The 20,192-nt window shown below is 77.1% G+C and carries 23 protein-coding genes and 1 pseudogene; 16 read left to right on the top strand and 8 right to left on the bottom strand.

The annotated features are described in order from the left end of the window. Nucleotides 1-206 precede the first annotated feature (206 nt). The 3 genes from ACI78U_RS14395 (at nt 207) to ACI78U_RS14385 (ending at nt 2,627) form a co-directional block, all read left to right on the top strand. Nucleotides 207-1,148: a S1C family serine protease gene (locus ACI78U_RS14395; protein WP_456876009.1), complete on the top strand. Its 942-nt coding sequence runs from the start codon at nt 207-209 to the stop codon at nt 1,146-1,148. A gap of 86 nt (nt 1,149-1,234) precedes the next feature. Next, nucleotides 1,235-2,182, top strand: coding sequence for a GGDEF domain-containing protein (locus ACI78U_RS14390; protein ID WP_456876008.1), 948 nt, complete (start codon nt 1,235-1,237; stop codon nt 2,180-2,182). Between the two features lie 127 nt (nt 2,183-2,309). After that, entirely contained in the window at nt 2,310-2,627 is a 318-nt protein-coding gene (locus ACI78U_RS14385; RefSeq protein ID WP_456876007.1) for a hypothetical protein, read from the top strand. Here ACI78U_RS14385 and ACI78U_RS14380 read toward each other — a convergent pair whose 3' ends face one another. Beyond that, nucleotides 2,628-3,434, bottom strand: a complete 807-nt coding sequence (locus ACI78U_RS14380) for an SDR family oxidoreductase (RefSeq protein WP_456876006.1) — start codon at nt 3,432-3,434, stop codon at nt 2,628-2,630. A 178-nt stretch (nt 3,435-3,612) separates the two neighbouring features. On the opposite strand from ACI78U_RS14380, the gene ACI78U_RS14375 reads away from it, so the two are divergent. Continuing rightward, the gene (locus tag ACI78U_RS14375) at nt 3,613-6,207 is read left to right on the top strand and encodes a DUF6777 domain-containing protein (RefSeq protein WP_456876005.1); all 2,595 of its coding nucleotides are present in this window, start codon (nt 3,613-3,615) and stop codon (nt 6,205-6,207) included. Between the two features lie 24 nt (nt 6,208-6,231). Here the strand turns inward: ACI78U_RS14375 and ACI78U_RS14370 are convergent, their stop codons facing one another. Next, the gene (locus ACI78U_RS14370; RefSeq protein ID WP_456876004.1) at nt 6,232-7,206 is read right to left on the bottom strand and encodes a hypothetical protein; all 975 of its coding nucleotides are present in this window, start codon (nt 7,204-7,206) and stop codon (nt 6,232-6,234) included. Nucleotides 7,207-7,406: 200 nt separating this feature from the next. Between ACI78U_RS14370 and ACI78U_RS14365 the strand changes: the two genes are divergently transcribed. Next, nucleotides 7,407-7,850: an arsenate reductase/protein-tyrosine-phosphatase family protein gene (locus ACI78U_RS14365; protein WP_456876003.1), complete on the top strand. Its 444-nt coding sequence runs from the start codon at nt 7,407-7,409 to the stop codon at nt 7,848-7,850. Between the two features lie 8 nt (nt 7,851-7,858). Here the strand turns inward: ACI78U_RS14365 and ACI78U_RS14360 are convergent, their stop codons facing one another. Continuing rightward, entirely contained in the window at nt 7,859-8,254 is a 396-nt protein-coding gene (locus ACI78U_RS14360; protein ID WP_456876002.1) for a hypothetical protein, read from the bottom strand. Between the two features lie 70 nt (nt 8,255-8,324). Here ACI78U_RS14360 and ACI78U_RS14355 point away from each other — a divergent pair, with 70 nt between their 5' ends. Continuing rightward, nucleotides 8,325-8,480, top strand: a complete 156-nt coding sequence (locus tag ACI78U_RS14355) for a hypothetical protein (protein WP_456876001.1) — start codon at nt 8,325-8,327, stop codon at nt 8,478-8,480. A 47-nt stretch (nt 8,481-8,527) separates the two neighbouring features. Here the strand turns inward: ACI78U_RS14355 and ACI78U_RS14350 are convergent, their stop codons facing one another. After that, a complete protein-coding gene (locus ACI78U_RS14350; RefSeq protein ID WP_456876000.1) occupies nt 8,528-8,857 on the bottom strand; it encodes a hypothetical protein in 330 nt (109 codons plus the stop codon). Nucleotides 8,858-8,899: 42 nt separating this feature from the next. Then, complete coding sequence (locus ACI78U_RS14345) at nt 8,900-9,862, bottom strand: LysR family transcriptional regulator (protein ID WP_456875999.1); 963 nt, start codon at nt 9,860-9,862, stop codon at nt 8,900-8,902. Nucleotides 9,863-9,969: 107 nt separating this feature from the next. On the opposite strand from ACI78U_RS14345, the gene ACI78U_RS14340 reads away from it, so the two are divergent. From ACI78U_RS14340 to ACI78U_RS14310, 7 genes are read left to right on the top strand one after another with little or no spacing between them, the layout of a single operon-like run. Further along, entirely contained in the window at nt 9,970-10,980 is a 1,011-nt protein-coding gene (locus ACI78U_RS14340; RefSeq protein WP_456875998.1) for a cyclase family protein, read from the top strand. A 10-nt stretch (nt 10,981-10,990) separates the two neighbouring features. After that, nucleotides 10,991-12,121: an FAD-dependent oxidoreductase gene (locus tag ACI78U_RS14335; RefSeq protein WP_456875997.1), complete on the top strand. Its 1,131-nt coding sequence runs from the start codon at nt 10,991-10,993 to the stop codon at nt 12,119-12,121. 44 nt (nt 12,122-12,165) lie between these two features. Further along, nucleotides 12,166-13,104: a VOC family protein gene (locus ACI78U_RS14330; protein WP_456875996.1), complete on the top strand. Its 939-nt coding sequence runs from the start codon at nt 12,166-12,168 to the stop codon at nt 13,102-13,104. Beyond that, on the top strand, nt 13,104-14,072 hold the full coding sequence (locus tag ACI78U_RS14325; protein ID WP_456875995.1) for a fumarylacetoacetate hydrolase family protein: 969 nt from the start codon (nt 13,104-13,106) through the stop codon (nt 14,070-14,072). The genes ACI78U_RS14330 and ACI78U_RS14325 overlap by 1 nt, the downstream gene beginning before the upstream one ends. Beyond that, nucleotides 14,069-14,818 carry an SDR family NAD(P)-dependent oxidoreductase gene (locus ACI78U_RS14320; RefSeq protein ID WP_456875994.1) on the top strand — a complete coding sequence of 250 codons (750 nt, stop codon included), beginning with the start codon at nt 14,069-14,071 and terminating at the stop codon, nt 14,816-14,818. The genes ACI78U_RS14325 and ACI78U_RS14320 overlap by 4 nt, the downstream gene beginning before the upstream one ends. A gap of 12 nt (nt 14,819-14,830) precedes the next feature. Further along, nucleotides 14,831-16,009, top strand: coding sequence for an alpha/beta hydrolase family protein (locus ACI78U_RS14315; protein ID WP_456875993.1), 1,179 nt, complete (start codon nt 14,831-14,833; stop codon nt 16,007-16,009). Between the two features lie 2 nt (nt 16,010-16,011). Continuing rightward, nucleotides 16,012-16,407: a VOC family protein gene (locus ACI78U_RS14310; RefSeq protein WP_456876010.1), complete on the top strand. Its 396-nt coding sequence runs from the start codon at nt 16,012-16,014 to the stop codon at nt 16,405-16,407. Between the two features lie 99 nt (nt 16,408-16,506). On the opposite strand, the gene ACI78U_RS14305 is transcribed toward ACI78U_RS14310, so the two are convergent. Next, nucleotides 16,507-17,184, bottom strand: coding sequence for a GTP cyclohydrolase II (locus ACI78U_RS14305; RefSeq protein ID WP_456875992.1), 678 nt, complete (start codon nt 17,182-17,184; stop codon nt 16,507-16,509). An 87-nt stretch (nt 17,185-17,271) separates the two neighbouring features. Between ACI78U_RS14305 and ACI78U_RS14300 the strand changes: the two genes are divergently transcribed. Further along, complete coding sequence (locus tag ACI78U_RS14300) at nt 17,272-17,769, top strand: MarR family winged helix-turn-helix transcriptional regulator (protein WP_456875991.1); 498 nt, start codon at nt 17,272-17,274, stop codon at nt 17,767-17,769. A 34-nt stretch (nt 17,770-17,803) separates the two neighbouring features. Then, nucleotides 17,804-18,487, top strand: a complete 684-nt coding sequence (locus ACI78U_RS14295; protein WP_456875990.1) for an alpha/beta fold hydrolase — start codon at nt 17,804-17,806, stop codon at nt 18,485-18,487. Here the strand turns inward: ACI78U_RS14295 and ACI78U_RS14290 are convergent. Beyond that, nucleotides 18,480-19,265 carry an SDR family oxidoreductase gene (locus ACI78U_RS14290; protein ID WP_456875989.1) on the bottom strand — a complete coding sequence of 262 codons (786 nt, stop codon included), beginning with the start codon at nt 19,263-19,265 and terminating at the stop codon, nt 18,480-18,482. The two genes, ACI78U_RS14295 and ACI78U_RS14290, sit on opposite strands and share 8 nt — an antisense overlap. A gap of 141 nt (nt 19,266-19,406) precedes the next feature. Here ACI78U_RS14290 and ACI78U_RS14285 point away from each other — a divergent pair, with 141 nt between their 5' ends. Then, on the top strand, nt 19,407-19,742 hold the full coding sequence (locus ACI78U_RS14285; RefSeq protein WP_456875988.1) for a VOC family protein: 336 nt from the start codon (nt 19,407-19,409) through the stop codon (nt 19,740-19,742). Between the two features lie 8 nt (nt 19,743-19,750). On the opposite strand, the pseudogene ACI78U_RS14280 reads toward ACI78U_RS14285, so the two are convergent. Continuing rightward, nucleotides 19,751-20,191: pseudogene (locus tag ACI78U_RS14280) on the bottom strand (putative glycolipid-binding domain-containing protein); the annotation flags it as partial. Nucleotide 20,192 lies beyond the last annotated feature (1 nt).

The raw sequence follows: 20,192 nt of genomic DNA, 5'->3' as shown, positions 1-20,192 counted from the left end.
CCCCCCCCCCCCCCCCCCCCCCCCCCCCCCCCCCCCCCCCCCCCCCCCCCCCCCCCCCCCCCCCCCCCCCCCCCCCCCCCCCCCCCCCCCCCCCCGCGCGCGAGAGCACCTGATCGCTCACGGCGTAGCCGGAGGGGTGGCCGTGACCGGCCCGGCAGGCGTCCACTGGACGGTGCAACGGTGTAATCAGACCCAGGAGGTGCGCCGTGACGCGACCGGACACCGACGCCGCGCTCGACGCCTACTCGCAGGTGGTCACCGCGGTGGCCGCCGACCTCACGCCGCACGTCGCCGCGCTGCAGGTCACCGGCCCCGACGGGCGGCCGGGCGCGGGCTCGGCGGTCGTCGTCCCCGGCGACGGCCTGCTGCTCACCAACGCGCACGTCGTGGGCCGCGCCCGCGCGGGCCGGGCGGTGTTCGGCGACGGCAGCGAGACGCCGGTCGAGGTCGTGGGCACCGACCCGCTCTCCGACCTCGCCGTCGTCCGCGCCACCGACACCGCCCCCGACCCGGCGGTCCTCGGCGACGCCGCGCAGCTGCGGGTCGGCCAGCTCGTCGTCGCCGTCGGCAACCCGCTGGGCCTGGCCGGGTCGGTCACCGCCGGCGTCGTCAGCGGTCTGGGGCGCTCGCTGCCGACCCGCGACGGACGCACCGCGCGGGTGGTCGAGGACGTCATCCAGACCGACGCCGCGCTCAACCCCGGCAACTCCGGCGGCGCGCTGGCCGACTCCGCCAGCCGGGTGGTGGGCATCAACACCGCCGTCGCCGGGTGGGGGCTGGGGCTGGCCGTCCCGGTCAACGACACCACCCGCCGGATCATGTCGACGCTGGTGCGCGACGGCCGCGTCCGGCGGGCCTACCTCGGCCTGGTCAGCAGCCCCGCTCCCCTGCCGGCCCCGCTCGCCGAGCGCACCGGCCGCCGCCGCGGGCTGCGGGTGGTCGACGTCGTCGCGGGGTCGCCGGCCGACCGGGCGGGGCTGCGGCCCGGCGACCTCGTCCTGGAGGCCGGCCGGGCGCCGGTGGCCGAGGCGCAGAGCCTGCAGCGACTGTTGTTCGCCGAGGCGGTCGGCCGGCCGCTGCCGGTGACGGTGTACCGGCGCGGGGCGATGGTCGACGTCATCGCCGTCCCGACCGAGCTCACCGGCTGACCCCTCCTCCGGGGTGCCGTGCCGTTCCCCCTGCTCAGGAACGCCCCGGTGGGTGACGATGGCCCCCGCGACGGAGGGGGACGCCGGTGTACGGGGACCGCAGGAGCGGACTGGGCCTGCTCGCACTGCTGTACGGCTGCGGTGCCGCGCTGTGCGCGGTCGGCGCGCTGTGGCCGATGAACACGCGCACGCCGGTGGCGCTGCTCGCCGTGCTCGCCGTCTCCGGCGGAGGGCTGTCCGCGGCGTTCTGGCTCGGCCGCGACCGGCTGCCGATGGCCGCCGTCCACGCGGGACTCGCGCTGCTGTCCCTGCTCACCGCCCTGGTGGCCTGGCAGTCGGCGACCGCCGTGGGCCTCGTCGGCCTGGGACCGGCACTGGTGGCCCTCGGCGTGCTCGCCGGGCACGTGCTGCCTCCCGAGCACGCCCGGGCCCACCTCGCCGGCGGGGTCGCCGTCGTCAGCAGCGGCGCGCTCGCCGCGGCCCCGTCGGGCTTCCTCTCCCCGTGGATCGCCGCGGTCGTCACCGCCGTCGTGCTCACCGAGGCCCAGGCCCGCCAGACCGGTGCGCTGCGCCGGGCGGCCTGCACCGACCCGCTGACCGGGCTGGCCAACCGCCGCGCCTGGGAGGACGGCGCCGTCCGGCTGCTCGCCGCGGCCGAGCGGGCCGGCGAGCCGGTCACCGTCGCGCTGCTCGACCTCGACGGGTTCAAGGCCGTCAACGACACCAGGGGCCACGCCGCCGGCGACGCGCTGCTGCGCTCGCTGGCCGTCGGGTGGCGCGGTGAACTGCGCCGGTCGGACCTGCTGGGCCGGGTCGGCGGGGACGAGTTCGCCCTGTGCCTGCCCGGCAGCGACGCCGCAGCCACGGCCGACCTGCTGCGGCGGCTGCGCGCCGCGTCGACGGGTGCCTGGTCGGCCGGGACGGCGACCGCCCGCCCCGGCGAGGTGCTCCCCGAGGTCCTCGCCCGCGCCGACGCCGCGCTCTACCGGCAGAAGGCCACCCGCTCCCGCGAGAGCCGGACGCCCGTCGACTGACGGCGTCCGGGCGGTCACGACCGCCCGGCACTGCGTACCGACGCGCCACGGCCCGCCTCCCGGCGCGCCCGGTCGCGTTCCGGCGAGCCGCGACTGCACGCGCCGCTTCGTCGTCGACGGCCGTCCGGTGATCACCGGGTTCGCCGCCGTCGGCGACGCCTGGGCCTGCACCAACCCCTCGGCTGGACGGGGACTGTCGGTCGGCCTCCTGCACGCGGCGCTGCTGCGCTCCGTCGTCGCCGAGCACCTGCACCGGCCCGCCGCGCAGGACGCCGGCCTCTTCCGCGCGATGCTCGAGTACCGGCTCTGCATGGCGCCGCTGGCGGAGGTGCTCGCCCGGCCGGAGGTGCAGGAGCGGGTCGCCGCGGCCGAGCACCGGCCGCCGTCGGGCTTTCCCGGCCCGGACCGGGCACGGCTGCTCGAGCTGCTCGCGGGCCAGGTGTAGCTAGGGACGGCGCCAGTCGCCGGAGGTCAGGTGCGAGCCGGCCATCGGCCCCATCTGCAGCATGCCGCCGTCGACGGTGTAGGACGCCCCCGTGACGTAGGAGGCCGCCGGGGAGGCGAGGAACGCGACGACGGCGGCGACCTCGTGCGCGTCGCCCGGGCGGCCGACCGGGACGCCGGGCCGCTCGTGGCCGGGCGCGGTCGGGTCCTCGTCCTCCTGGCCGGTCATCGGGGTGGCGATCTCCCCGGGAGCGACGGCGTTGACCGTGATGCCGTGCTCGGCCAGCTCGATCGCGGCGACCCGGGTGAGCAGTCCCAGCCCGCCCTTGGCCGCGCAGTAGGCGGCCGCGCCCACCCGCGGCTGGTGCTCGTGGACGCTGGTGACGTTGACGACCCGCCCGCCCCGGCCGGCGGCGACCATGCGGCGCGCGGCGCGCTGCAGGCACAGGAACGCCGCGTCGAGGTCGGTGGCCAGCACCTCGCGCCAGGTCGCGTAGTCGGTCTCCAGGAGCAGCGTCGAGTGCCCGGTGCCGGCGTCGTTGACCAGGACGTCGATGCCGCCCAGCGCGTCGGCGAGCTCGTCGACGACGCCGGCGGCCTCGGGCAGCCGGGTGAGGTCGACGTGGCGGACCTCCGCCCGCCGGCCGCGCGAGCGCACCTCCTCGGCGGTGTCCAGGGCGTCGGCCTCGTCGCGGTACCAGGTGATCCCGACGTCGCAGCCCTGCTCGGCGAGCGCGACGGCCACCGCCTTCCCGATGCCCGACTCCGACCCCGTGACGACCGCGACGCGGCCCGCTGACTCCGTCATGTCCCCATGCTGGGGGCCGACCGCGGTCCCCGCCGGGTGACTGGTCACCGTGCGCAGTGCCACGGCGACCGTCCGCTGCGCACGCGCGCGCGTTCCGCGGGACCGTGGCACACCGCCCGGTCGCGGCCCACACTCGGTGGACTGACGCAGCCCCCGTCAGCCCGTGCACCACCGGGAGATGCTCCTGCCGCTCCAGACCTTCGGCCCCTACGAGCTCGACGAGCTGCTGGGCCACGGCCGTTCCGGCGAGGTCCACCGTGCCTGGGACACCCGCCGGCACCGGACCGTCGCCCTCCGCATCCTGCGGCCAGAACTCACCCGGGACCCGCGGTTCCGCGTCCGCTTCCTCCGCGACTGCGAGCGCGCCGCACGGGTGGACGAGCCGCACGTCGTCCGGGTGCACGAGTTCGGCGAGATCGACGGCCGGCTCTACGTGGACACCGAGCTGGTCGACGGCCGGACCCTGGCCGCGGCGCTCGCCGCCGACGGGCCCCTGCCGGCATCCCGCGCCGTCGTGACCGTGAGCCAGCTGGCGAGCGCCCTCGACGCCGCCCACGCCCGCGGTCTGGTGCACCGCGACGTCCGGCCGTCCGAGGTGCTGCTGTCGGGCCCGAGCACCCGCCCGGTCTGCCACCTCAGCGGCTTCGGTGTCGCCGGCGCCCCCGTCGCGGGCACCGGCCAGGACACGACGGCCGACGGCGTCGGGCCGGTCGAGGTCCCCCGGTACGTGCCCCCCGAGCGCCTGACCGCCCGGCTCGCCGACCACCGGGTCGACGTCTACGCACTGGCCTGCCTCCTGTACGAGGTGCTCACCGGCCGGCCGCCCTTCGACGCCGCCGACCCGCAGGAGCTGTACGCGGCCCACCTGCACCGGGAGCCGCCGCGCCCCTCCGACGCGGTCGAGTCGCTCCCGCCCGCGCTGGACGACGTCGTGGCGCACGGCATGGCCAAGGACCCCGACCGGCGGTACGGGACCGCCGGGGAGCTGGCGCAGGCCGCCCGGGCGGCGCTCGTCCCGGCCCCGGACACGGTGCCGGTGAAGGCCGTCGCACCGCCGGCTGCCGGCGGTGCCGCGGCGGGGGGTGCGCGCGGCGCCGCCACCGGCCCGGCCGGTGCCCGCCGGGCACGGCACCGCGTCCCGCCGCCGGCACCGCGGGCCGGGCACCGGCGGGGCCTGATCGCCGTGCTCGCCGCCGGAGCGGTCGCCGTGAGCGCCGCGGGGGGCGTGGCCGCGGTCCGGCTGGCCTCCGACAGCTCCGACGCGGCGGCGTCGACCCCGGTCGTCGCCGAGCCGGCCGACGACCCCGGGGACGACCCGTTCGTCCCGCAGCCGCCGGGCACGGCCGACCCGGCGCAACAGGACGGCACCCCGGGACCGGGCAGCCCGGGCCCCTCCCAGCCGGACGGCGAACCGGCACCGGGCTCCGCCGGCAGCTCGCAGCCGGACGGCGAACCGGCACCGGACTCCGCCGGCACACCGCAGCCGGACGGCGACGGCCCCGCCGGGGGGACCGCCGGCACCACCTCGGGCGCCGGCGGCCCCGCATCGGGTGCCGCTGCCCCGGCCACCGCGGCGGGCAGCACCGTCGCGGGGAACCGGCCCGGCCTCTACGGCGGCTCCGGGGCGGAGGTCTGCGACCCCGCGGCGATGGCCGAGTACCTCGACGCCCACCCCGATGCGGCCGCGGCGTTCGCCGCCGTCGAGGACGTCCCCCGCGCCGAGATCGGCGACTACCTGGCCGCGCTCACCCCCGTCGTGCTGCGCTTCGACACCGCCGTCACCAACCACGGGCTCGCCCACGGGCGGGCCATCCCGTTCCAGTCGGTGCTGCAGGCCGGCACCGCCGTGCTCGTCGACGGCGCGGGCGTCCCGCAGGTCCGCTGCATCTGCGGCAACCCGCTGGCGCCGCCCGCCCTCCGGCCCGGCCCGGAGTACGAGGGGGACCCGTGGCCCGGCCTGGCGCCGGAGACGGTCGTCGTCGTGCAGCGCAGCCCGGCGCCCGTGCCGGTCCTCGTCCTCGTCGACGACGCGACCGGCGCCGTCGAGGCGCGTCCCGCGGGCACCGCCGGCGACGCCGACCGACCGGTCGCCCCGCAACTGGCGGCGCAGGCCCGCGGCTTCGCGCCGACGCCCTCGTCGAGCAGTGCCCCGCCGTCCGCCGACCCGCAGGCCGCGGGCACGACCGGCACCGGTCCCGACGCCACCGGGTCTCCATCCGCCGGCGGGTCGGCCGGTACCGGCGGGTCACCGCCCGCGGGCGACCCGCCGGGAACGAGCGACCCGGCGACCGGGGGCGCGCCGGCCCCCGCCCCGGGCGGTCCCGAGGAGCCCGGCGGCCCGCCCGCGGACGACGGGACGGCCGGGGAGGCACCCGTGGACGAGGCACCGCCGGCCGGACCCCCGCCGGCCGAGCCGCCACCACCGGCCGAGGCGCCGCCGGCCGAGCCACCGGCCGACGAACCCCCGCCGGTGGACGACGCACCCCCGGCCGGGCCACCACCGGCCGACGAGCCGCCACCCGCCGAGGAGCCCCCGCCGGTCGGTCCACCACCGGCCGACCAGCCACCCGTCGAGGCGCCACCCGCCGAGGCACCTCCGTCGGACCCGGAGCCGGCCGAGGAACCTGCCGAGGAGCCGGCCGAGGAGCCGGCCGCCGAGGCGCCTGCCGACGAGCCCGCCGGGCAGGCGCCCGCCGAGGAGGCCCGGGAGGAGGACCCCGCCGCGGAGGTCCCGGCCGACCCGCTCCCGCCTCCGGACCCGGTCACGCCCTGACCCCGCCGGCCGGGAGCCGACGGGTCAGCCGGCCGGCGGGGCGTCCTCGAGCTCGGTGACCCGGGCGGCGGCGCGGTCGCGTTCGGCCGCTGCGCGCTCGGCCGCCCGGTCGGCGGCACCGGCCCGCCGCGACGCCGTCGCCGCCTCGGTCTCGGCCTGCGCGGCCTCCTCGCGGACCCGCGCCAGCTCCGCGGCCAGGTCCGCCACCCGGGCGGCGAGGTCGGCCGCCCGGCGCCGCGCCCGCTCCGCCCGGTCCCGCGCCGTCCGGGCGGAGCGGGCGGCCTCCTCCGCGACGTCGGCCGCGGCCTCGGCGTCCTCGCGGGCCTCGGCGATCTCGCGCTGCCGCCGCTCCTCCGCGGCCCGCCGTCGCCGGGCCTCGGCCTCGTCCCGCCGTCGCGCCTCCTCGTCGCGCTGCCGCGCCTCCTCCTCGTCCTCCCGCCGCCCGGCGGCGCGCCCGTCCGCCTCGTGCCGCGCGGGCCGACGGGCGGTGGCCGGCGGCGGCACGACCCGCAGGTCGGGCCGGGTGCCGAGGCCGGTGCCGCGGGGCGAGAGCGGGCCGGTGAGCCGGCCGGCGAGCAGGGCCTCCCCCGCCTCGGGGTCGGCGAGCGCGGCCCGCAGCGTCTGCTCGACCCCGTCGGCGACGGCGTCGCTGAGCGGGTGCCCGAGCCGGGCGGCCACCGCCCGGGCCTGGCGGGTGAGCGCGGCCAGCAGCCGCGAGCGCTGGGTGCCCAGGGCGCGCAACTGGTCACCGGCCAGGGTCTGCTGCGCCTCGCGCAGCAGACCCCCGAGCTCGACCAGCCCGGCGATCTCGTCGGGCTGCTCCCGCACCAGCGCGTTGCAGGCCCAGGCCGCCGTGGTGGGCTTGCCGAGGGCGGCTATCCGCTGGGCGAGGGCCCGGTCACCGGCCGCGCGGGCCCGGCGGGCGGCCTCGGTGCGGGCGGCGACGAAGTCGCCGGGGGCCAGGCCGTAGAGCTCGTCGGCGACCTCGTCGAGGTCCACGCTCCCTCCTCGCGGGTCGGCGGACGACGGCGCGACCCTGCCACGGCCGCGGACGGGCGGTCGACCGCCGCGCGCGGGAGAGGTGCGCCCGCGCGGCGTCCCTGGCACGGTGGGGCCCGGAGGACGGCGCCGTCCCCCGCCCCGGACGACGTCCCGACGCGCCGGCACCCGCCGGTCGGCACCCGACCCCCGGAGTCCCCGTGGTCCCCTCCCCCGCCGCCCAGCCCAGCGCGGCCCCGCACCCGGTCGGCCCCCCGACGGTCCTGTTCGTCGGCGCCTCCGACGCGGCGACCTCCCAGATGGCCGCCGCCCTGCTCGCCCGGCGGGCCGGCGGGAGGGTCCGCGCGCTCTCAGCCGGGTCCGCACCGGCCGCCCGGGTCGACCCCGCCGCGGTGGCGGCGATGGCCGAGCTCGGCGTCGACCTCTCCGCCCGCTTCCCCAAGCCGCTGACCGCCGACGCGGTGCACGTCTCCGACGTCGTCGTCAGCCTCGGCGGCGCCCGGCGGTGCCCGCTGCTGCCGGGCACCCGCTACCTCGACTGGCCGGTGGCCGACCGGGCCGGGGCCGACGTCGCCGGCGTGCGCCCGGTGCGCGACGAGCTCGACCGCCGGGTGTGCGGGCTGCTCGCCGAGCTGACCGGCTGACCCGCGGGCTACCGCCCGAGCGCCCGCAGCCGCTCCTCGCGGGCGGCGCGCAGCAGCACGGGCAGCCGCGGGTCGGCGAGGACGTCGAGGGTGCGGACGGCGAGCTTGCGGAAGGACGCGCCGGTCCCGTCGAGCAGGCCGCCGTCGAGACCGGCCGCCGCGAGCGCCGCACCGCGGTTGAAGCCGAGGTTGAGGTGGCGGTCGTACACGTCGAGGTAGGCGTAGTGCTCCGACTGCTTGCGCGGTCCCACGCCGTAGCCGACGGTCCGCTGGTGCGGCCACACCACCCGGACCACGGCGGGGTCGGTCTCGCACACCAGTGCGTCGGCGGCGCGGACGAGGTCCGCGGTCGGCGGCGGGAGCGCGGTCAGCAACGCCGTCAGGTCGTCCACCGGGTCGCTCACCGGTCCCTCCTCCACGGGGTCCCTCCTGCCTAGGCTGGGTCCACCATCCCACCGGCGTCCGGAGGTCCCCGTGCTGCTGCGCCTGCTCGGACTGCTGCTGCTCGTCTGGCTCGCGGTGACCGTCGTCGGCTGGGTGGTGGAGGGGTTGTTCTGGCTGGTCGTCGTCGGCCTGGCCGCGGTCGGCATCACCGCGGCGCTGGGGGTGCGGGAGCGGCTGCGCCGCTGACGACCGGTGCCCCTCGGTGAGGCCGACCAGGACCCGGCCGGCCACGATCAGCTGCAGCGGGTCCAGCCACAGCGGCGCGGTGCCGGCGAGGGCGGAGGCGACAGCACGCCGACCGGCAGCCGCTTGCGGCCGACCCGGTCCACGATGCGGCCGGCGATCATCGCGGTCAGGCCGATGACCAACGCCGGGGCGGTGAGCACCACCGGGGTGAGCGTCTCCACGCCCGGGGTGCCGGCGAAGGCGTCCTGGATGCGGGGCAGGACCGGCGCCAGCAGCACCGCCCCCGGCACGGACAGGCAGCTGGAGAACAGCAGGACCAGGGCCTGCGCGCGGCCGGGCCGCTCCGGGGGACGGGCACCGGTCTCGGTGACCGGCATCGCTGGCCGGGACGTGTCAGGACGCGGGGGCCGGAGCGGGGATCACTTCTCCCGGGGTGCGGTATCAGTCAGGTCGATGCCCTCGCGGGCGCCGGGTGAGACCGCCTGCGCGGCGGCCCGCGAGACGACGTCGCGCAGGTACCGGTGCTCGGGGTCGTCGTCGTAGACCGGGTGCCACCACATCGCCTCGACCAGCGGCCCGGCCTCGAACGGCGGCGGCAGCGCGCGGATGCCCGAGCCCAGCGGCAGCAGGTCGACCAGCCGGCGCTGCAGCAGCGCGATCCGGTCGCTGCCGGCGACCAGCGCGGGCACGGTCAGGAAGCTCTCGATCACCACCTGGACCCGGGGCTCGATGCCGAGCTGGCGCATCTGCCGCGCCGCCGGGGTGGAGGCGGTCTGGCCGTGGTAGGTGGCCACCCACGGCAGCGTCTCGAGGTCCTCGACGGTCAGCCCCTGCTCGGCGACGGGGTTGTCGGCGGCGACCACGCACACCCACTCGTCGCGGTAGAGGTCGCGGTGGGGCAGGTCGCTGACGAAGCCGTGCGGCAGCAGCAGCAGGTCGGCGGTGAGCAGCGCCTGGGCGGCGTTCTCGACGATCGCCGGCGAGTGCGGGGTCAGCCGCAGCCGGGTGCGGGGGGCCTCCTCGGCGAGCAGCGCGGCGATGGTGTCGCCGAGCACCACGACGACGTAGTCGCTGACGAACACCGAGAACTCCCGGGTCGACGACGCCGGGTCGAAGCCGGGCTGGGCGGTGAACACCCGCTCGACGTTGCCGAGCGCCACCCGCACCAGCTCGCGCAGCTGCACCGCCAGCGGCGTGAGCCGGTAGTCGTTGCCCACGCGGGTGAGCAGCTCGTCGCCGAAGTGCCGGCGCAGCCGGGCCAGCGACGCCGACAGCGCCGGCTGGGACAGCCCCATCTGCGCGGCGGCGCGGGTGACGCTGCGCTGGGTGAGCAGCGCGTCGAGGGCCACGAGCAGGTTGAGGTCCAGGCTCGCGAGGTTCACGGGGCGACGGTATCGGCGCCGTCTATGACCCCCATCAGACATCTCGTCTTCCCGGACCGCCCGCCGTGACCGACCGTGGTCGGCGTCACGACGAGGAGGACGCGACCGTGCCCGACCGCACCTGGCTCGACCCCGCAGAGCTCGACCGCGCCGACCCCGAGGGGGCCATCGCGGCGGCCGCCAAGCGCTGCTCCAACTGGGGCCGCTGGGGCACCGACGACGTGCTGGGCACCCTCAACCTCCTCGACGACGCCAAGCGCGCCGAGGGAGCCCGGCTGGTCCGCCGCGGGGCGGCCTTCTCGCTGTCGCAGCGCTTCGACGCCGACGGCCCGCAGAAGGGCTGGCGGCGGCGCACCAACCCGGTGCACACCATGCTCGACACCGGCACCGACGCCGAGCGCGGCGTGCAGGGCTTCCCGCACGGCATCGGTGGCGCCGACGACGTGATCGCGATGCCGCTGCAGGCCTCCACCCAGTGGGACGGCCTCGGGCACATCTTCGACCACGGCGCCGCCTGGAACGGCCGCCGCGCGGGCGACGTCGTCACCAGCCTCGGCGACGCCGTCACCGGCATCGAGACCGTCGCCGACCGCATCGCCGGCCGGGGCGTGCTGCTCGACGTCGGCCGCTCTCTCGGCGAGGACGGCGAGCTGCCCGACGGGTTCGCCATCACCCCGCAGCACCTCGAGGCCACCATCGCCGCCCAGGGCGGGAGCGCCCGCGTGGGCCGGGGCGACCTGCTGTGCGTGCGCACCGGGCAGCTCACCCGCGCCCGCCGCTCGGTGGCCGCCGGGCAGGGCTGGGGCGACTACGCCGGCGGTCCTGCGCCGGGCCTGTCGTTCACCGCCGCCGACTGGCTGCACGCCACCGACATCGCCGGCGTCGCCACCGACACCTGGGGCTTCGAGGTGCGGCCCAACGAGTTCGACGTCGCCTTCCAGCCGCTGCACCAGGTCGCCATCCCGCACATCGGCCTGTTCCTCGGCGAGCTGTGGGACCTCGATGCCCTCGCCGCCGACTGCGCCGCCGACGGCGTGTGGGAGTTCTTCCTCACCGCCGCCCCCCTGCCCGTGACCGGCGCCGTGGGGGCCCCGGTCAACCCGATCGCCGTCAAGTAGGAGCCGAGAGATGCCCGCCGTCAGCAACGTCCTGGTGGTCGGCGCCGGCCTCGCCGGTGCCGCCACCGCCATCCGCCTGGCCGAGGCCGGCGTCGCCGTCGACCTGGTCGAGATCCGGCCCGAGGTGGGAGCCCTCGGGTCGGGGATCACGCTGCAGGGCAACGCGCTGCGCGAGCTGCGCACCCTGGGCGTCTGGGAGCGGGTCTCCGCCGCCGGGTACGCCTTCGACGTCACCGGCATCCGGGCGCCCGACCCCGCCGGCACCGTCGTCGCGGAGATCCCCGACGCCCGGACCGGCGGCCCGGACCTGCCCGCCGTCATGGGGATGTCGCGTCCGGCGCTCGCCCGCATCCTGACCGACCGCGCCGCGGAGGTCGGCGTCAAGGTCCGGTTCGGGACGACGCACACCGAGCTGCGCCAGGACGCGACCGGCGTCGACGTCACCTTCGCCGACGGCTCGACCGGCCGATACGACCTCGTCGTCGGCGCGGACGGGCTGCGCTCGTGGACCCGCCGGGCGCTGGGCATCGAGCTGGAGACCAAGCCGGTCGGCATGGGCATCTGGCGCGCGTTCGGCCCGCGCCCGGCGAGCGTCACGCGCACCGACCTGTACTACGGCGGGCCGTCGTTCATCGCCGGCTACTGCCCCACCGGCGAGGACTCGCTCTACGCCTACATCGTGGAGCCGGCCCAGGACCGCTCGACGCTGACGCCCGAGGAGCAGCTGGCCACGATGCGGGAGCTCGCCGCGGCCTACCACGGCCCCTGGGACGACGTCCGCGAGACGCTGACCGACCCGTCCCGGGTGAACTACACCTGGTTCGAGACCCACGTGCTGCCCGCGCCGTGGAACCGCGGCCGGGTGGTGCTCGTCGGCGACGCCGCGCACACCTGCCCGCCCACCATCGCCCAGGGCGGCGCGCAGGCGCTCGAGGACGCCTACGCGCTCACCGACCTGCTGCTCACCCGGTCCGCGCTCGACCAGGACCTGTGGGACGCCTTCACCGCCCGCCGCTTCGAGCGCGCGAAGACCGTCGTCGACGCGTCCAACCAGCTCGCCCAGTGGCAGCTCGACCACGTCCAGGGCGACATCCCGGGCCTCATGCGCTCCATCGCCCAGCTCGTCGCCCAGCCCGCCTGAACAGCCTTTGTCGCGACAAAGGCTCCCCCCTCCCGGAGAGACGCATGACCCAGCGCCTGATCACCCACCTGCGGCACGTCGACCTCGCCGTGCCCGACCTGCGCACGCAGCAGGACTTCTTCACGAACACCTGGGGCCTCACGGCCGAGCACACCGACTCGGGCCTGACCTTCCTCGCCGCCGAGGGCAGCCCGGAGCAGTACGTCGTCCGGCTGCGCGAGGCCGCCGACAAGCGGATCGACCTCATCTCCTTCGGGGCGGAGGACCGGGCCGACGTCGACACCCTCGCCGGCACCCTGGCCCGCGACGGCGTGCGGCTGGTCCACGAGCCGCGCGACCTGCAGACCCCAGGCGGCGGCTACGGCTTCCGGTTCTTCGACAACGAGGGCCGCACCATCGAGGTCAGCTCCGACGTCGCCGTGCGGCAGCACCGCCGGATCGAGGAGGGCGAGTCGATCCCGGTGCGCCTGTCGCACGTGGTCGTCAACTCGGCCGACCCCGAGGGCACCCTCGCCTTCTACGAGAGGTACCTGGCGTTCTCGCTGTCGGACACGCTCATGCACCCCCGGATGGGGAACATGATGTGGTTCCTGCGGACCAACGAGTGGCACCACTCGATGGCGATCGCCCGTGGCCCGCACGCCGCGCTGCACCACGCCTCGTTCGAGATGCGCGGCATCGACGAGTACATGCGCGGCACCGGCCGGCTGCTGCGCCAGGGCGTCGAGAAGATCTGGGGCCCGGGCCGGCACATGGCCGGCAACAACACCTTCAGCTACTTCCTCGACCCGCACGGCAACACCGTCGAGTACACGACCGAGCTCGAGACGATCGACGAGGACACCTGGCACCCGCACGTCTACGACTTCACCCAGCCCGAGGTCAGCGACCAGTGGGGCACCGCGAACCAGATGAACGAGTTCGTCGCGAAGAAGTCGTTCAACGACCCCGACAAGGGGCTGTTCGTCGCTCCCCCGGTCTGATGCGGTTCGCCACCTGGGAGGACGGCGGCGTCGTCAGCGCCGGCGTCGTCGGCGAGCACGGGCTGCACGCGCTGCCGCCGGACGTCACCGTCCTGGACCTCGTGCGCGCCGGGCTGCCCGCGGCCCTCGACGCGGGGCTGGCGGCGCTGTCGGCGCCGGCGGTCCCGGTGTGGGAGGTGCGGCTGCTGCCCCCGCTGCAGGCCCCGACGGTGCGCGACTTCGTCGCGTTCGAGGAGCACGTCGAGGGCGTGCGCAAGGCCATCGACGGGCAGGCCGGCGTGGTCGAGGAGTGGTACCAGGCGCCGACGTTCTACTTCACCAACCCCTACGCGCTCGTCGGCGCGTACGACGACGTCGCGGTGCCCCCCGGCTCGCAGCGGTTCGACTTCGAGCTGGAGGTCGCCGTCGTCGTCGGGGAGGACGGCGCCTCCCTCACCCCGGAGCAGGCCCGCGACCACGTGTTCGGCTACACGGTCCTCAACGACTGGTCCGCCCGCGACCTGCAGGCCCGCGAGATGCGGGTCAACCTCGGCCCGGCCAAGGGCAAGGACTCGGCCACCACGCTCGGTCCGTGGCTGGTCACCGCCGACGAGCTCGAGCCCTACCGCGACGCCGACGGCTTCCTGGCGCTGGACATGCGGGTGTCGGTGAACGACGTCGAGATCGGCCAGGACCTGCTGTCCAACATGGGCTGGCCGTTCGAGGAGCTCGTCGCCTACGCGTCGCGCGGCACCTGGGTCCGCGCCGGCGACGTCCTCGGCTCGGGCACCTGCGGCAACGGCGGGTGCCTCGCCGAGCTGTGGGGACGGCACGGCGCGGCGGCCCCTCCCCCGCTGCGGCCCGGCGACGTCGTGGAGATGACCGTCGAGGGCATCGGGACCATCCGCAACCGGGTCGTCGCCGGGGTCGACCTGCCACCGGTGCGCGCGGCCCGACCGCGGCCGCGGACCCGCGAGCGCCCGGCATGAGCCTCGCGGGGCGGGTGGTCGTGGTGACCGGCGCGGCCCAGGGCCAGGGCGCGGCGGAGGCCCGGCTGCTGGCCGCCGAGGGGGCCGTCGTCGTGGCCACCGACGTGCAGGAGCGGTCCGCCGAGGACCTCGGCGGCGCCGCCTACCGGCGGCTCGACGTCACCGACGCCGCCGGCTGGGCGTCGCTGGCCGAGGACCTGCGCGCCGAGCACGGCCGCGTGCACGGGCTGGTCGCCAACGCCGGTATCACCTGGCGGGCGCGGCTGGCCGACCTCGACCCCGCCGACCTCGCGCGCGTCACCGAGGTCAACGTCACCGGCACCCTGCTGGGCATCCAGGCGCTCACCCCGCTGATGACCGGCGGCGGGTCGATCGTCGTCGTCGGCTCGGTGGCCGCGCTGACCGGGCACTTCCCGGTCGCCTACACCGCGTCGAAGTGGGCGCTGCGCGGGCTGGCGAAGGCCGCCTGCCTGGAGCTCGGCCCGCGCGGCATCCGGGTCAACACGATCCACCCCGGCTACGTCGAGACGCCGATGACCGCCTCGGCGGCCCCGGCGTTCCGCGCCGCCAACGTCGCCGAGACCCCGCTCGGCCGCACCGGCACCGTCGACGAGGTGGCGCCCCTGGTCGCCTTCCTCCTCGGCGACGGCGCCTCCTTCGTCACCGGCGCCGAGATCCCCGTCGACGGCGGGATGACCGCGCACGGCGGCGTGAAGTCGATCAGCGACGCCGTCCGTACCGCCTGAGAGGACCCCGCAGTGTTCGAGTACTTCCCCACCGGCCCCTACACCTGGAACCTCAGCGTGGTCGCCACGCTGAACTCCGGCGGGCTCATCGACGAGGTCGACCGCGCCTGCCGGCCGATCAAGGACGCCGCGGACGCCGGCGAGGACGCCGGCACGCCGGACTTCCTGCGCGCCTGGACCGCGCTGACCGACCAGCTCGTCGAGCAGGCCGAGGCGGCGGAGAAGGCCGGGCACACCCGCACCGCCGGGCAGCTGTGGTTCCGGGCGTCGAACTACCTCGCCCAGGCCGAGCGGATGCTGGCCCACTCCGACCCGAACCGGGTGCCGACCTACCGGCGGATGCTCGAGATCGCGCAGAAGGCCTTCGAGACGCACAGCCCGCGCGTCTCCCGGGTGGCGGTCCCCTACGAGGGGACGACGCTGCCGGCCTACTTCTCCGCCGCGCCGGCCGCCGACGACGGCCCGGTGCCGGTGGTCGTGCTGGTCAACGGGCTGGACTCGACCAAGGAGCACATGTACGCCTCGAACCACTGGGAGGAGCTGGCCGCCCGCGGCATCTCCTGCCTGATGCTCGACCAGCCCGGCACCGGGGAGGCGCTGCGGCTGCAGGGGCTCACCGCGCGGGTCGACACAGAGGCGTGGGGCGCGGCCGCCGTCGACTGGCTGGAGACCCGCGACGGCGTCGACGCCTCCCGGATCGGGATCGTGGGCTGGTCGCTGGGCGGTTACTACGCCCCGCGCGCCGCGGCGTTCGAGAAGCGGTTCGCCCTCTGCGTGGCGTGGGGGGCCAACCACGACTGGGGCGCGGTGCAGCGGCGCCGGCGGCAGCGCGAGGGCGAGCGGCCGGTGCCGCACTACTGGGAGCACGTGCTGTGGGTGTGGGGCCACACCGACCTCGACGAGTTCATCGAGTTCGCCGACGCGGTGAACCTCGAGGGCGTCGCCGAGAACATCACCGTGCCGTTCCTGGTCGCGCACGGCGCCAACGACCGGCAGATCCCGCTGGAGATGGCGCACCGCTCCCACGACCAGGCGGTCAACTCCCCCAAGCGGGAGCTGCGGGTGTTCACCCCCGAGGAGGGCGCCACCGAGCACATCGGCCTGGACCACCTGCCGTACGTGAGCACCTTCGTCGCCGACTGGGTGGCCGACACCTTCGCCGAGCTGGCCCGCGGGCGGCGGTCGTCGTGAGCATGCTGTTCGTCAAGCTGCCGGTCCGGGACCTCCCGGCGGCGCGGGCGTTCTACGAGGCGCTGGGCTTCCGCATCGAGGAGACCTCCTCGGACGACGGCGAGGCGTCGGTGGTCCTCGCCGACGACGTCGTGGTCTCGCTGCAGACCCGCGACCGGTTCGCCCGGCTGCTGCCCGGCGACCCGGGCGACCCGGCGCAGGCCCCGACGGTGGTGCACGCCGTGACCGCGGCCAGCCGCGCGGAGGTCGACGACCTGGTCGCCCGGGCGGCGGCCGCCGGTGGCCGCCCCGGGCCGGAGGCGCGCGAGGAGGACGCCCGCTACACGGGCAGCTTCGCCGACCCGGACGGCAACGTCTGGGAGGTCGTCTGGATCGACCAGCTGCACGTCGTCAACTGAGGGCCGGCCGCAGCCAACGGGCGTCGAGTGGTCACCTGACGTGGTCACCCCCCTGCGACGACCACGTCAGGTGACCACTCGCGCGGCCGGGTGCGCGGGTCAGCCCGCCAGCGGCAGGTCGAGGGTGTGCGCGGTGTGGTCCCGCTTGACGGCGAGGTAGCGGGCGTTGGCCGCGGACAGGTGGACGCCGGTGGGCACCCGCTCGGTCACCGCGACGCCGAGCAGCTCGAGCGCGGCGGCCTTGTCGGGGTTGTTCGACAGCAGCCGGACGCGGTCGGCGCCCACGGCCCGCAGCATCTGCGCGGCGGCGGTGTAGTCGCGCTCGTCCTCGCCGCGGCCCAGCGCCCGGTTGGCCTCGTAGGTGTCGAGGCCGGCGTCCTGCAGCGCGTAGGCGTCGAGCTTGGCGTACAGGCCGATGCCGCGGCCCTCCTGGCGCAGGTAGAGCAGGAACCCGCCCGCCTCGGTGATCCGCTCGGCGGCCTCGCGCAGCTGCGGGCCGCAGTCGCAGCGCTCCGAGCCGAAGACGTCGCCGGTGAGGCACTCGCTGTGCGGGCGGACGAGCGGCGCCGCTCCCCCGGCGGCCGACCCGGCGAGCGCGGCGCGCCAGTCGCCCAGCCCGAGCAGCAGGTGCTCGCGGCCGTCGGCGAGCCCGTCGAAGGTCAGCACCTCCGCCGTCGTGGCGTACCCGTCGGCGAAGCGCAGCGGCACCGTCACGCGGGTGCGCACGGTGGCCGCGGGCGCCGGGGACACCACGTCGGCGTCGAGGGAGAGGGTCATCGCGACCTCCGATCACTTGTATCTACAAGTGAGGACCCTAGCCTCAGGAAGTTGAACCTACAAGTGACCGGGTGGGACGATGTCGTCGTGGAACCCCGGTGGCTGAGCGAGGCGGAGATGACGGCGTGGGTGCGCCTGGTCGCCGTCGTCGAGCTGCTGCCGGGCGTCCTCGACGGCCAGCTGCGCCGCGACGCCGGGCTGACCCACTTCGACTACCACGTGCTCGCGATGCTGTCGGAGGCCCCGCGGCGGACCCTGCGCATGACCGAGCTGGCCACCCGCACCAACGCCACGCTGCCCCGGCTGTCCCACGTCGTGCGCCGGCTCGAGGACCGCGGGCTGGTCGAACGGGCGCCGTGCCCCTCCGACGGCCGCGCCACCAACGCGCGCCTGACCGACGAGGGCTGGGCGACGGTCCGCGCCACGGCGCCCGGTCACGTGGCCACCGTCCGCGAGCACGTCGTCGACGCGCTCACCCCGGAGCAGGTCGGCCAGCTCGCCGAGATCGCCGGCGCGCTGCTCGAGCGGCTCGACCCGGAGGGCCGGCTGGCCGCCGGGCGCGGTAGGCGCGCCACCGGCGGGTGACCGGGGCCGGGGAGCACCCGCCATGCTGGACGGGATGAGCACTCCCCTCGCCGTGCTGGTGCACGGCCTCTGGCACGGCGCCTGGTGCTGGGACGCCGTCCGCGCGGCGCTGGCCGACCGCGGCGTCGACAGCGTGGCCGTGGAGCTGCCGCTCACCGACCTGCCGGCCGACACCGCGGCCGTGCGCGACGCGCTGGACGCCGCCGGCCGCCCCGCCGTCCTGGTCGGGCACTCCTACGGCGGCGCGGTGGTCACCGCCGCCGGGGCCCACCCGCTGGTGCGGGAGCTGGTCTACCTGGCGGCGTTCGCCCTCGACGACGGCGAGTCGGTGAGCCGGACCCGGTTCGGCGGCCTGCCCGACACCCGGCTCGGCGAGGCGATGGTCGTGTCCGGGGACGAGGTCGGCCTCGACCCCGCGCTCGGCCCGCGGCTGCTGTACGGGGACGCCGACCCGGACACCGCGGCGGCGTGCGCCGCCCGGCTGCGCCCGGTGGGCCGGGCGGTGTTCCGCGGGGTCCCGGAGGCGGTCGCGTGGCGGACCGTGCCGTCGACCTACGTCGTCTGCACCGCCGACGAGGTCGTCCACCCGGAGCGGCAGCGCGCCATGGCCGCCCGCGCCACCCGCACCGTGGCGTGGCCCTGCGGGCACAGCCCGCTCGCCACCCGCCCGGACGCCGTCGCCGACCTCGTCGCCGAGCGGGTGCGCGCGGTCAGCTGACCGTGCGTCGCACCAGCTTCCGCACGCCGGCCAGCCACCGCTCCGGGTCGGCGGCCTTCTGCGCCCAGTAGGTGCCCACCTCGGGGTGCGGCAGGACCAGGAACCGCTCCTCGGCCAGCGCCTCGACCACCGACCGCGCGACGTCCTCGGGTGCGATGACCTCCCCCGAGGCGGCCACGACCGACGCCGACGGGTTGCCCTGCTCCAGCGGGTCGAGCAGCAGCGGGGTCGCCACGCCGAGCGGGCAGACCACGCTGACGCCGATGCCCCGGTCGCCGTAGGTCACCGCCAGCCACTCGGCCAGCGCGACCGCGCCGTGCTTGGTGACCGTGTACGGGGCGTCGCCCGGCGTGGTGAGCAGCCCCGCCGAGGAGGCCACGTTGAGCAGGTACCCCGAGCCGCGCTCGAGCATCGAGGGCAGCACCGCGCGGGCGGCGTAGACGTGGGCGAGGACGTTGACGGCGAACACCCGCTGCCAGTCCTCGGTGGCGACCTCGAGCCCGCCGCCGGCGAAGACGCCGGCGTTGGAGCAGAACAGGTCGATGCGGCCGTGCTCGGCCAGCGTCCGCTCGACCAGCGCCGTGACGGCGGCCTCGTCGCTGACGTCGGTGGTGTCGGCCGTCCCGCCGATCTCCCCGGCGACGCGCTCCGCGGCCGCGCCGTCGCGGTCGCTGACCACGACGGCGGCCGCGCCCTCGGCGGCGAAGCGGCGGGCCAGCGCGGCGCCGATGCCGCTGCCGGCCCCGGTGACGACGGTGACGGCGTCCTGGAGCTGCATACCCCTTCCCTACCCCGGTCCGCCGCCGGCCGCGCGGCGGTCCTCGACGACACCGATGAGTCCCCGGTCGCCGGGCGGTCTGCCCTGGGGACCGACCGACGCGCCGCGGTGCCGCCGCGGCCCGACCGCGAGGAGATCCCGGTGCAGGCCACCCGCGTCCTGGCCCAGGCCACCGTCGCCGACCTCGACCGCGCCGAGCGCTGGTACGCCACGCTGTTCGGCCGCGCCCCCGACAGCCGCCCCATGGACGGCCTGCTCGAGTGGCACCTCACCGACTCCGGCGGCGTCCAGGTGTGGCGGGAGCCCGGGCGCAGCGGCCGGTCGACGGTGGTGCTCGAGGTCGCCGACCTCGACGCCGTCGCGGGCGACCTGACGGCCGCCGGGATCACGCACGACGGCCCGCAGCCCGGCGGGGGCAGTCGCGTCCTGCGGCTGGGCGACCCCGAGGGCAACCGGGTGGTCCTCGTCGGCGCGTGAGGATGCCGTCAGCCGGCGACGCGGGTGGCGAAGCCGGTGTAGTCGACGACGAGGCCGTCGTCGTCGACGGTGAGCTCGAAGGCGCCGTGCGCGGCGTCCGCGTACTCCCACCGCCGCGGTCCCAGCCGGCGGTAGGTCTGGTCGACGCGGGTCACGCCGAGCGCCGGGACGTCGACCCACGCCACCGGCGAGGTCACCTGCCGGCCGACCTCCAGCGCCGCGAGCCGCCGGATCGGGAAGGTGTTGGTCAGCGGGGTCGCGGCGACGTCCACGTCGACGCAGCCGTCGAGCTCCGGTGCGCGGGCACCGTCGCGCCACCAGCGTCGGTCGCCGTCGGCCGTGAGCGCCAGCCGCCGCTCCCCGGCGGCGGACACCGCGGTCACCTCGACCGCCCGGGTCGCCCAGGCGCCGTCGACCTCGACCCGGAACGAGCAGCGTCGGCCCGGCCAG

The organism is Geodermatophilus sp. SYSU D00710 (genome assembly GCF_054050195.1).
Note: the sequence above shows the minus strand (reverse complement) of the source record. Positions and strands in the feature narration are given on the sequence as shown.